This window comes from Streptomyces sp. NPDC048461 (assembly GCF_055587105.1).
In genome coordinates, this window is the sequence record NZ_JBVJGW010000023.1 from 116263 (window position 1) to 127813 (window position 11551).

Annotated in this window: 8 protein-coding genes; 3 read left to right on the forward strand and 5 right to left on the reverse strand. The window is 74.7% G+C overall.

The genetic code is table 11. The annotated features are described in order from the left end of the window. Positions 1–36: 36 nt before the first annotated feature. The 3 genes from ACZ6S8_RS30930 to ACZ6S8_RS30940 form a co-directional block, all read right to left on the reverse strand. Entirely contained in the window at positions 37–2385 is a 2349-nt protein-coding gene (locus tag ACZ6S8_RS30930; RefSeq protein ID WP_469460726.1) for a SpoIIE family protein phosphatase, read from the reverse strand. A gap of 312 nt (positions 2386–2697) precedes the next feature. Continuing rightward, on the reverse strand, positions 2698–3399 hold the full coding sequence (gene fomD / locus ACZ6S8_RS30935; protein ID WP_469460727.1) for a cytidylyl-2-hydroxypropylphosphonate hydrolase: 702 nt from the start codon (positions 3397–3399) through the stop codon (positions 2698–2700). A gap of 111 nt (positions 3400–3510) precedes the next feature. Next, the gene (locus ACZ6S8_RS30940) at positions 3511–4914 is read right to left on the reverse strand and encodes a class II fumarate hydratase (RefSeq protein ID WP_469460728.1); all 1404 of its coding nucleotides are present in this window, start codon (positions 4912–4914) and stop codon (positions 3511–3513) included. Between the two features lie 108 nt (positions 4915–5022). Here ACZ6S8_RS30940 and ACZ6S8_RS30945 point away from each other — a divergent pair, with 108 nt between their 5' ends. Further along, entirely contained in the window at positions 5023–6561 is a 1539-nt protein-coding gene (locus tag ACZ6S8_RS30945) for a ricin-type beta-trefoil lectin domain protein (protein ID WP_469460729.1), read from the forward strand. Between the two features lie 120 nt (positions 6562–6681). On the opposite strand, the gene ACZ6S8_RS30950 is transcribed toward ACZ6S8_RS30945, so the two are convergent. After that, complete coding sequence (locus ACZ6S8_RS30950) at positions 6682–7461, reverse strand: glycerophosphodiester phosphodiesterase (RefSeq protein WP_469460730.1); 780 nt, start codon at positions 7459–7461, stop codon at positions 6682–6684. Between the two features lie 225 nt (positions 7462–7686). Further along, the gene (locus ACZ6S8_RS30955) at positions 7687–9360 is read right to left on the reverse strand and encodes a fumarate hydratase (RefSeq protein WP_469460731.1); all 1674 of its coding nucleotides are present in this window, start codon (positions 9358–9360) and stop codon (positions 7687–7689) included. 138 nt (positions 9361–9498) lie between these two features. On the opposite strand from ACZ6S8_RS30955, the gene ACZ6S8_RS30960 reads away from it, so the two are divergent. Further along, entirely contained in the window at positions 9499–10200 is a 702-nt protein-coding gene (locus tag ACZ6S8_RS30960) for a DUF1707 SHOCT-like domain-containing protein (protein ID WP_469460732.1), read from the forward strand. A 670-nt stretch (positions 10201–10870) separates the two neighbouring features. After that, positions 10871–11269: a WhiB family transcriptional regulator gene (locus ACZ6S8_RS30965; protein WP_383917760.1), complete on the forward strand. Its 399-nt coding sequence runs from the start codon at positions 10871–10873 to the stop codon at positions 11267–11269. The last annotated feature ends 282 nt before the right edge of the window (positions 11270–11551 follow it).

An 11551-nucleotide genomic window follows, 5' to 3' on the forward strand; every position in this document is an offset into this window, starting at 1 on the left:
GACCGCGAACGCCGGGCTACCCCCTCGCCTGCCCAGTCAACGCCGCTCATGCGCCCCCGGCAACGCGAGCTCGAACCAGACCACCTTCCCGCTGCTCAGCCGGGTGGCGCCCCACCGGCGGGCCATCCGGTTGACCAGGAACAGCCCGCGGCCGCCCTCGTCGGTGTCCCGGGCCCGGCGCTGGCGCGGCAGCTGCGGGGAGTCGTCGCCGACCTCGCAGCGCAGGACGTCCGTCCGCAGCAGGCGCAGCGTCACCGGCCGCTCGGCGTACCGGACGGCATTGGTGACCACCTCGCTGACCAGCAGCTCCAGCGAGTCGCTCAGCTCCTCCAGGCCCCAGCGCGTGAGCGCCCGGCGGGCGAACCGCCGGGCCCGGCCCGGAGCGGTCTCCTCCGGGTCCAGGAACCAGTACGCGACGTCGCTGGGCGCGATCCCCTCGAAGCGGGCCGCGAGCAGCGCGATGTCGTCGTCCCGGTCGCCCGGGCCGAGCATGTCCAGCACGTCGTCGCAGAGGGCCTCCAGCGGCGGCGGGTGGTCCAGGCCCGTCAGCTGGGCGGTCGTCGCCAGCCGCTCCCGGAGCTGCTCGATGCCGGTCCACACGTCGCGCAGCCGCGACTCCACCAGGCCGTCGGTGTACAGCAGCAGGGTGGCCCCGGCGGGCGCGTCCAGCTCCACGGCCTCGAAGTCCACGCCGCCTACGCCGATCGGGGCGCCGGGCGGGACCCGCAGCACCTCGGCGCGGCCGCCCAGGTGCAGCAGCACGGGCGGCGGGTGGCCGGCGTTGGCGATGGTGATCCGGTGCGAGACCGGGTCGTAGACCGCGTACAGGCAGGTGGCCATCCGGTCCGAGCCCAGCCGCTGGGCCTGCTCGTCGAGGTGGTGCAGCACCTCGGCCGGCGGGAGGTCCAGCTGCGCCAGGGTCTGGGCGGTGGTGCGCAGCTGCCCCATGATCGCGGCGGAGGTCATGGAGTGGCCCATGACGTCGCCGACGACGAGCGCGACGCGGCTGCCGGGCAGCGGTATGGCGTCGTACCAGTCGCCGCCGACCCGGGCCGTCTCGGCGGCCGGCAGGTAGCGCGAGGCGAGCCTTACCCCGGTGGGCTGGGGCAGGCTGTCGGGCAGCATCGTGCGCTGGAGCTCGTCGGCGATGTACGCCTCGCGGCCGTACAGCACCGCCTTGTCGATGCCGAGCGCCGTGTGCGTGGCGAGCTGGGCGGCGACGAGGAGGTCGTTCTGCTCGAACGCGGGCCGCTCCGGGCTGCGCAGGAACACCGCCGCACCGATCACCCGGCGGCGGCCGCGCAGCGGCGCGAGGACGGCCCGATTGCCGCGCGGCAACGGGTGCTCCGCCCCCAGCAGCTCGGGCAGCGCCGCCTTGGCGGCGGCGGAGGACCCGAAGACGGGCCGGACGCCGCGCAGCACCTCGGCGAGCGCCCCGCCGGGGCGGATCTCGCACAGCTCGGCGGCCGGCAGGTCACCCTGCAGGCCCAGCAGCGGCAGCTGGCTGAAGTCGAGCTCGCCGGTGGCCCCCGCGGCCCCGGCGAGGTCCGTCCCCGCGCCGATCGTGCCGCCGATGTCCGTGAGGTCGTCGATCGGCCGCAGCCGGTCGGTGCGCCGGAGCCTTAAAACGACCGGTCCGACGGGACGCTCGTCCCCCACCGGGAGCGGGTCGCGCAGGTACACCAGGATGGCGTCCGAGAACGTCGGCACGGTGGCCCGGCACAGGCCGAGCACGATCTCGTCGAGGTCGATGCCCCGCGCGATCCGGCGGGTGGCGGCCCCGACGAAGCGCAGCCGGTCCCCCTCGCGGCGGGCCGCGGTGTCCGCCGGGCCCGTCGGCGTCCCCGTGCCGCCGCCGTGCCGTCCGTCGCCCCCGGAGCCCTCCGGGAGGCGCCCGGGGCCCGCGGCGAGCCCCTGCGCGGCCCGGGCGTCCAGGCCCTGGCCGAGCGGTACGGGACCGGCGGACTCGGCCGCGTGGTGCGCGCCGCCGGACGGTGTCCCCTGCGCCGCGGGCGCGTCCCCGCGGCCGGGTGCCGGGGCCGCGGGGCGCCGGCCCGGCGTACCCGGGCCGCCGGAGGCCGCGGCCGCACCGCGCGCGGCCTCGCCGTCCCGGGTGCGGGCGGCGGGGATCTCGGGCCGGGTGGCCTCCACGGCCGGGACCGCGGCCTTGCCGTGGCCGGGTTCGTCGCTGCCGGCGCCGCCCCGGGCCGCGGACGCCGCCGCGGCGCGGGCCGCGCCGTCGCGGGCCTGACCGGCGGCGCCGGGACCCGGCACGGGAGCGGCCGGCGCGCCGGAGGCGAACGGCGCGGCGGAGCCGCCCGGGGCCGGCGTCGCGGTGGCCGCGGCAGGCTGCGGGCCCTCCTGAGAGGTGGGGTACTCCGTCACGCGTGGAATTCCGTCCGTTTGCGCTCGATGTGCGCTGCACTCAACTCGGTCAGTCGCGGTATACCCGCTCAGCGGCCGGGACACATCCGCCCCGGACATCCTCCCCCAGACTTCGTCCGGGGTCCCCGCCGCTTTCGCCCGGCGGACCCCGTCCCCCTCGTCAGTCAGTCCTGAGTCAGTCCTGCCGGCCTCCGGTCAAGTCCCGTGTACGACAAGCCACTTCCGGATGCCCGGCCCGACCGGCACCGTCCCGCGCGCGCGACCTCGCGGAGGACGATCCTACGTTTGGACCCCGGGGGCGCATCAAGGGTCTCATGACGTCATGTGCGCCGGAGTGCGGTCCCAGTCCTCCGGGAGGGCCGGGACCGTCCACGACGGGTCAGGCCGCCAGTCCTGCCAGCCGTCGGAGAAGGGCGGCCCCCAGGAGGCGATCAGCTCCACCGCGGCCCGCCCCGCGTCCCGGACCCGCCGGGCCTGTGCCCGGTCCATCAGCCCGGCCCGCTGCGCCTGCGCGAACTCGTCCTCGTCCAGCCACGACCAGCTGCGGTCCGGGTGCACGGCGATGTCGAGGAAGTGGTCCTCGGAGTCGACCCCGCCGGCCCAGCGGGCCCGCGGCTCCTCCAGGTTCACGTACCAGTTCTTGAACCGCCAGCCGCGCTCCCAGAACAGCCATACGGAGAACGGGTCCCCGGGCCGCGCCAGCTTCAGCACCCCGGTGCCGAACCAGCGGGAGCGCACGGTCGTCCGGGGCGCGGTGTAGCGCGTGGCGAGCGGTTCGGCATGCACGGGCGTGCCGTCCGCCAGGACCGGCTTGACGCACTCGGTACCGGGGGCCATCCACACGGCCAGCAGCTCGTCGGTGTCCCGCACCACGGTGACGGGGCGGCAGATGTGCACGCCGCCGCGGGGGCCGTTGTCGCGGTAGCGCCAGAGGATCTGCTCCCCGGGCGCCCAGCGCACGGCCCGCGGGCCGCCCCGCTCCGCGCCGCCCGCAGGCCGGAAAGTACCTGTCATGCGCAGATCTTAGGGCGGCACCCCGCGCCCCCGCTGCGGTGCAGGTCACGGAGGGGTTCGGCGACGGGATTCGACCGGATCCGGACCCTGCGCGGGGGCGTGGGTGGCGCGTCAGGGGCGGGTCATGCGCAGCACGTCGAGGGCCTCATCCAGCTGCTCCAGGGTGAGCGCGCCGCGGTCGACGTAGCCGGACTCCAGGACGACCTCCCGGATCGTCTTGCGTTCGGCGAGGGCCTTCTTGGCGACCTTGGCGGCCTCCTCGTAGCCGATGTAGCGGTTCAGCGGGGTCACCACGGAGGGCGAGGACTCGGCGTACTCCCTGGCCCGGGCGGTGTTGGCGGTGATTCCGTCGACCGTGCGGTCGGCCAGCAGCCGGCTCGCGCTGCCGAGCAGGCGGATCGATTCGAGGAGGTTCCTGGCCATCACCGGGAGCATCACGTTGAGCTCGAAGTTGCCGGCGGCGCCCGCGACGGCGACCGCGGCGTCGTTCCCCATCACCTGGGCGGCGACCATCAGCACGGCCTCCGGGATGACCGGATTGACCTTCCCGGGCATGATCGAGGAGCCCGGCTGGAGATCCGGCAGGTTGATTTCGGCCAATCCGGTGCGCGGTCCGGAAGCCATCCAGCGCAGGTCGTTGGAGATCTTGGTGAGCGAGACGGCGACCGTACGGAGCATGCCCGAGGTCTCCACCAGCGCGTCCCGGGCCCCCTGGGCCTCGAAGTGGTTGCGGGCCTCGGTCAGCGGCAGCCCGGTGGCGGAGGCCACCTCGGCGATGACGGCGGCCGAGAAGCCGGGCGGGGTGTTGATCCCGGTGCCCACCGCGGTCCCGCCCAGCGGCAGTTCGGCCAGCCGGGGGAGGGCCGCGCGCAGCCGTTCGACGCCGTAGCGGATCTGGACGGCGTACCCGCCGAACTCCTGGCCCAGGGTGACCGGGGTGGCGTCCATCAGGTGCGTCCGGCCGGCCTTGACGACGTCGGCGAACTCCTCGGCCTTGCGCTCCATGGAGGCGGCGAGGTGCTCCAGGGCCGGGATCAGCGCGCCGGTGACGGCGGCGGTCGCGGCGATGTGGATGGACGACGGGAAGACGTCGTTGGAGCTCTGCGAGGCGTTGACGTGGTCGTTGGGGTGGACCTCGCGGCCGAGCCGCTCGGTGGCCAGGGTCGCGATCACCTCGTTGGCGTTCATGTTGGACGAGGTGCCCGACCCCGTCTGGAAGACGTCCACCGGGAAGTGGTCGTCCCAGCGGCCGTCGGCGACCTCCTCCGCGGCCGACCGGATCGCCTCGGCGACGGCCGGGTCCACGACGCCGAGGCGCGCGTTCACCACGGCGGCCGCGGCCTTGATGCGGGCGAGCGCCGCGATGTGGGCGTGTTCCAACCGCTGCCCCGAGACGGGGAAGTTCTCCACCGCGCGCTGGGTCTGGGCACGCCATTTGGCGTGCACCGGCACCTGTACGTCGCCCATGGAGTCGTGCTCGGTCCGGAACGCTTCGGCCTGCTGGTGGTCGGTCATGTTCGTGGCCTCCTCAAAAAGTTGAGCAATTGTCTTGTTCGAAGTGTTCCCAACTCCCCTACCGGCCAGTAAATACCGTGGGTAACACTGACATCCGGGGAGGCGTTCATGGCACGTGCCGTAACGAAGTCCAGGCTCAGATCTACCGTCGTCGCGGTCGCGGCGTTCGCGGCCGCCCTCGGGGGCGTCACCGCCGTCACCCCCATGGCCCAGGCGGCCGTCCCCGCCGCACCCGCGCCCGCCGCGGCCACCCCCCTCCCGCCCGAACTGGAGGCGATCCGCGCCGCCGAGGCGGTACGGATCTACGGCGACGCGGCCGTGCGGCCGCTGAACCAGCGCAAGACCGGCCTGATCTCACTGGGCGACAGCGAGATCTCGGGCGAGGGCGTCGGGAACTACGACCCCGCCACGAACACGCCGAACAACCAGTGCCACCGCTCGCCCGACTCGGCGATCCACCGCACCGGCATCCCGGCCGACCTCACCTTCAACGTCGCCTGCTCCGGCGGGTACACCGGAAACATCAGGATCGGCGGCTCCAAGCAGTACGCCGACGAGCTGGTGCAGAGCGACAGCCTGGCCATCAAAGCACGCAACACGAAGATCAAGATGGTCCTGCTCGTCGCCGGAGCCAACGACGACCTGCAGTTCGGCCCGGTCATGACCGACTGCGTGACCCGCTGGGTGCTCATCCAGGGCACCTGCGAACCCAAGTACGCCCCCGGCTGGCAGGCGCGCGTCGACGGCCTCAGGCCCAAGGTGGAGGCCACCGTCGCCGACCTCAAGACGGTCATGCGCGACGCGGGCTACGCCGACGCCGACTACAAACTGGTCGTCATGGGCTACCCCAGCCCCATCGGCCCCGACTTCTACGACAACCCCACCTTCCCCGGCAAGCTCCCCGGCGGCTGCGCCGGATACGACTCCGACGCCACCTGGGGCCGCAACTACGCGGTGCCCACCTTCGAGAAGGGCATGCGCGCCGCGGCCCTCGCCTCCGGCGCGACCTACCTGGACAACTCCCGCCTCTTCCACGGCCACGAGGTGTGCATGGAGGACGCCTGGGCCCGCGGCCTCTACCTCGACCTCGCGGACCACTTCCCGTGGGACGAGAACACCGCCCGCCAGTCCTTCCACCCCAACTACCGCGGCCACGGCGCGTTCGCGTCCTGCCTGACCCAGCTCTACGCCTCCGGCCTGCGCGAGGCCTCCTGCGCCGACCCGGCGAGCACCGGCACCCCGGTCCTCCAGGCGGGCGCCTGGGACGACCTCTACAAGCCCCTGAGGAACGAGGGGACGGCCAACTGCCTCGACGCCTTCGGCGGCTCCACCGCCAACGGCACCAAGGTCGTGGGCTGGGATTGCCACGGCGGCCGCAACCAGACCTGGTGGTACGACGCGGCACGCGGGTCCGTCCACCTCGGACTCACCCAGGACCGCTGCCTCGACGCACCGGGATCCGCCTACGGCGCCGGAACCGGCCTCGTCCTGTGGAACTGCCACGGCGGCGCCAACCAGCGCTACGTCCGCGACGGCGCCACCATCCGGCCCGCCGGGGCCCAGGGCATGTGCCTGACGGTGGCCGCCGGCCACGACCCGCTGCGCCTGCAGACCTGCACCGGGTCGGCGAACCAGCGCTTCGCCTGACCGCCCCGCATCACCCACCCGGCAGCATCCGTACCGCACCACCCGGCAGCACCCGTACCGCACCGCCCGCCCCAGTAGCACCCTCGCCCCCACGCCCGGCCGGCGCACCCCGGCCGGGTGTCACAGGTCCCGCAGCAGCTTGCGCACCTCGCGGGGCCGGTTGGTGATCAGGGTGTCCACACCGAGCCGCACGCACAGCTCCACGTCCTCCGGCTCGTCCACGGTCCACACCCGCACGGCCAGCCCCCGCGCCTTCAGCCGGCCCACCAGGGCCGGGTCGCGGCGCACGAGCTCGATGCCCGGGCCCGCGTGGGTCGCGTACGGCGGGCGCACCGGGCGCAGCCGCCGCTCCATCAGGTACACGGCGGGCAGGCCCGGCGCGAGCCGGTGCAGCCGGTTCAGGGCGGTGCGCGAGAAGCTCATCACCTCGACCCGGCCCGAGGCGCCGTCGGCCAGCCCGTGGTCCCGCAGCACCCGCACCAGTTCGGCCTCCAGCAGGCCGCCCGTGCGCACGGGGTGCTTGGTCTCGACGGCGAGGCCGACCGGCCGGGGCGCGGCCAGGGCCACCCGGAGCAGGTCCTCGAACAGCAGCACCCGGGCCCCGGCGTGCCCGTCGCCCTTCCAGGCCCCGAAGTCCAGCGCGGAGAGTTCCGCGTACGTCATCGCGGGGACCGCGCCGCGCCCGTCGGAGGTCCGCTCCACGCGCCGGTCGTGCACGCAGACGAGCCGGCGGTCGGCGGTGAGCCGCACGTCGCACTCCAGCGCGTCCGCGCCGTCCTCGACGGCCTGCCGGTAGGCGGCGAGGGTGTGCTCGGGGTGCTCGTGGGAGGCCCCGCGGTGGGCGATCACCCGGACGGTGCCGGCGGTGCGAACGGTTCGGGCGGGACGGATCGCGATCATACGGAAATCCTTGCAAACCGGGGTGAACGGGCAGCGGCGACGCCGTGTCCCCGACGTTAACCCGGTGCGGTCCGCCGCCCGGCGCGGGCACAGCGGTGTCATGCCGGGATTCGTCCCCGCTCGCGGCCGTCGTCCGCGACGGATACCGGGCCACCCCCGTGGAGGCCCGGTACCTGACGGACGCGCTGCGCGGCGCCGGACGGCGCCCCCAGGGGGGCCCGGACGCTACAGGCCCGGGCCGCGCACCGGGATGTGGGTGAACGTCGGCTCCGGGGCGGGGTTCTGGAAGAAGTCGTTGCCCTTGTCGTCCACGACGATGAAGGCGGGGAAGTCCTCGACCTCGATCCGCCAGACCGCCTCCATGCCGAGCTCCTCGTACTCCAGGACCTCGACCTTCTTGATGCAGTCCTGCGCGAGCCGCGCGGCCGGGCCGCCGATCGAGCCGAGGTAGAAGCCGCCGTGCGTCCCGCACGCGTCCGTCACCTGCTGCGAGCGGTTGCCCTTGGCCAGCATGACCTTGGAGCCGCCCGCCGCCTGGAACTGCTCCACGTACGAGTCCATGCGGCCGGCCGTCGTCGGGCCGAAGGAGCCCGACGCGTAGCCCTCGGGGGTCTTCGCGGGGCCCGCGTAGTAGACCGGGTGGTCCTTCAGGTACTGCGGCATCTCCGCGCCCGAGTCCAGCAGCTCCTTGATCTTGGCGTGCGCGATGTCGCGCGCCACGACCAGCGGGCCGGTCAGGGACAGCCGGGTCTTGACCGGGTGCCGGGTCAGGGTCGCCAGGATCTCGTCCATCGGCCGGTTCAGGTCGATGGAGACGACGTCCGCCGCCTCGCTGAGGTGCTCGTCCGTGGTCTCCGGCAGGAAGCGCGCCGGGTCCGTCTCCAGCTGCTCCAGGAAGACGCCCTCGGCGGTGATCTTCGCGGTGGCCTGGCGGTCCGCCGAGCAGGACACGGCGATCGCCACGGGCAGCGAGGCGCCGTGGCGGGGCAGGCGCACCACGCGGACGTCGTGGCAGAAGTACTTGCCGCCGAACTGCGCCCCGATGCCGATCCTCTGGGTCAGCTCGAAGACCTGCTGCTCCAGCGCCTCGTCGCGGAAGCCGTGGCCGAGCGGGGAGCCCTCGCGGGGCAGCTCGTCCAGGTAGTGCGCGGAGGCGTACTTGGCGGTCTTGAGCGCGTGCTCGGCGGAGGTGCCGCCGACCACGATCGCCAGGTGGTAGGGCGGGCAGGCCGCCGTACCGAGCGAGCGGATCTTCTCCTCCAGGAACTTCATCATGGAGGCCTCGTTGAGAACCGCCTTGGTCTCCTGGTAGAGGAAGGACTTGTTCGCGGAGCCGCCGCCCTTGGCCATGAAGAGGAACTTGTACGCGCCGCCGTCGGTCGCGTACAGCTCGATCTGCGCGGGCAGGTTCGAGCCGGTGTTCTTCTCCTCCCACATGGTGATCGGGGCCATCTGCGAGTAGCGCAGGTTCAGGCGGGTGTACGCGTCGTAGATGCCGCGCGAGAGGGCCGCCTCGTCGGCGCCCGACGTCAGCACGTTCTGGCCGCGCTTGCCCATGACGATCGCCGTGCCCGTGTCCTGGCACATCGGCAGGACGCCGGCCGCCGCGATGTTCGCGTTCTTCAGCAGGTCCAGGGCGACGAACTTGTCGTTCGCGCTGGCCTCCGGGTCGTCGATGATGCGGCGCAGCTGCGCGAGGTGCGCGGGGCGCAGGAAGTGCTGGATGTCGTGGATCGCCTCTTCGGCGAGCAGGCGCAGCGCCTCCGGCTCCACCTTGAGGAACGTACGCCCGTCCGCCTCGAAGGTGGACACGCCCTCGGCGGTCACCAGCCGGTAGGGGGTGTTGTCCTCGCCCAGGGGCAGCAGGTCGGTGTACGCGAACTCCGGCATTGGGGCCATTCCTCACTCGGCAGACAGCACTGACGACCAATTGGCAGCGCAGTCCACCAGCGTAGGACCTCCCGGACGGGCGGTGCTTGTGAGGTAAGGCTCACTCGCCAGTATCGCGATCTATCGTGTCTCGCTATGCTGGGCCGCGTGGACCTGGAAAAGCACCCCGCCGCCCCCGCACCCGAGCCCGCCCCGGCCCCGGTGCCCGCCTCCGCGCCCGCTCCGGCCCCCGGCGGGCTGCGCGCGTCCGACGCCGACCGGGACCGGATCGCCCACATCCTCGGCGACGCCGTGGCCGAGGGCCGGCTGACGGCCGAGGAGCATTCCGAGCGCCTCGACGTGCTCTACGCCGTCAAGACGGTGGGCGAGCTGGATGTCCTCGTACGCGACCTGCCCGCGCCCGGCGGCGCCGCGGCGCCGCCGGGCCCGCTCGGCTCCTCCGGCGCGTCGACGGGCCCGGTGGAGACGGTCGTCGCCGTGTGCAGCAGCTCGGCCCGCAAGGGCCGCTGGCGCCCGGGGGCGCACACCCGCGCCGTCTCGGTGATGGGCGACATCAGCATCGACCTGACCGAGGCGGTCTTCGAGCAGCAAGTCACGGAGATCAACGTGACCTGCGTGCTCGGCAACGTCGAGGTCGTCGTCCCGGAGAACGTCACCCTGCGCGGCTACGGAAGCGGCGTCCTCGGCAACTTCGAGGTGCGCGGGGAGGCCCGCGGGGAGACGGATCCGCAGGCCCCGGTGGTGATCGTCCGCGGCTTCGCGCTCCTGGGCAACATCGAGGCGCGGCCGAAGCTGGGCTCCCGCCTGGTGGACCTGGCCCACAAGCTCCGCAAGCGCATGGACGGCTGAGCCGCCGACCCGCTCGGCGGCGCCCGCCCGCCCGCCCGGTCGGCCGCCCGGTCGCCGGTCGTCCGGTCGTCCGGTTGCGTCCCGCGCCGCCCCACCCGCCTGCCGGCCCGCTCGGCGTCCCGGTTCGCCGGCCCGCCGACGGCCGCCGCCCGAGGGGGCGGGAGGGCGCGGTACGGCGCCCCGATCCTCGGTCTCGACCCGTGCCCCGATCCGGCCCGAACTCGTGCCCCGGTACGGCGAGTTCCGGCCTGCCGGCCCGCAGGGCCCCGGCGGTGCCCGGGGCGTCGGCGGGTGCGGCCCGGGCTGCTCCGGCCCTGCCGGAGCCCCGTCCTCCCGGCCCGCTCCGCCCTCCCGCGCGCGGGGGCGTGCGCGTACGGTCGCCCGCGCGCCCGCGCCGCCCCGTGCCGCCCCGCGCGCCACGACCGGCGGGGGAGCCGCCCCGCGCCGCCCGGTTCGCGGCGGCGCCCGCCCGCCCGCTCGCGCGCCGTGGCGGGGGGCCTTCGCGGGCCAAGTGCCCCGGTGGTGCGCGCCGTCCGGGCGCCCGCGCGCGCGGGATCGCGTTTCGGACGAACCTCCGGCGCCCGGTGGCACTCCGTGCATAGGGGAGCCCCCAGCGGGTAGGGACTGGTGCATCGTCTCTCGCTCGCGTATACGTCGTCAGGAGTAGACCGTGCCGCATCCGCCGCATCAGTCCCTGCAGGTAGCCGCCGTTCAGGGTCTCCACGGGCGTCCGGCCGCCGTGCCGAAGCCGCGGGTACCGGCCAGGGCGGGGGACGGCCCCTGGCACGCGGACGCCGTCTGCCGCCGCGACGAGGCGGGGCTGTTCTTCGCCCCCTCCAAGGAACCGACCGCGGCCCGGCTCTCCCGCGAGGAGGCCGCCAAGCGCGTCTGCGCCCGCTGCCCGGTGATGGTCGCCTGCCGCGAGCACGCGCTGCTCCAGCCCGAGCCGTACGGCGTCTGGGGCGGCCTGACCGCCGCCGAGCGCCGCGTGGTGCTGGCCCGCATGCGCCGCCGGTCCGCCGAGCTGCGCCAGGCCCCGGGAACCGGGCCGATCGCCGCGGCCGGCTGAGTCCGCCGCCCGCACGTCCCCTCCGCCCGCGCGCCCCGTCCCACGCCCCGCAGCACGCGCCCCGTCCCACACCCCGTCCCGCCCGCGCCGCGGCCCGGACACCGCCGGGCGCGCGAGGCACCCCGTACCGACTTCCGTTCGACGTCCCGCACCGCCGTCCCGTACGCACGCGAGAGGGGGGGGGGGGCCCCCCCCCCCCCGGCCCCCCCCCCCCCGCCGGGGGGGGGGGCCGGCCCCGCCCCCCCCCCCCCGCCCCCGCCCCCCCCCCGGCCGGGCGCCCCC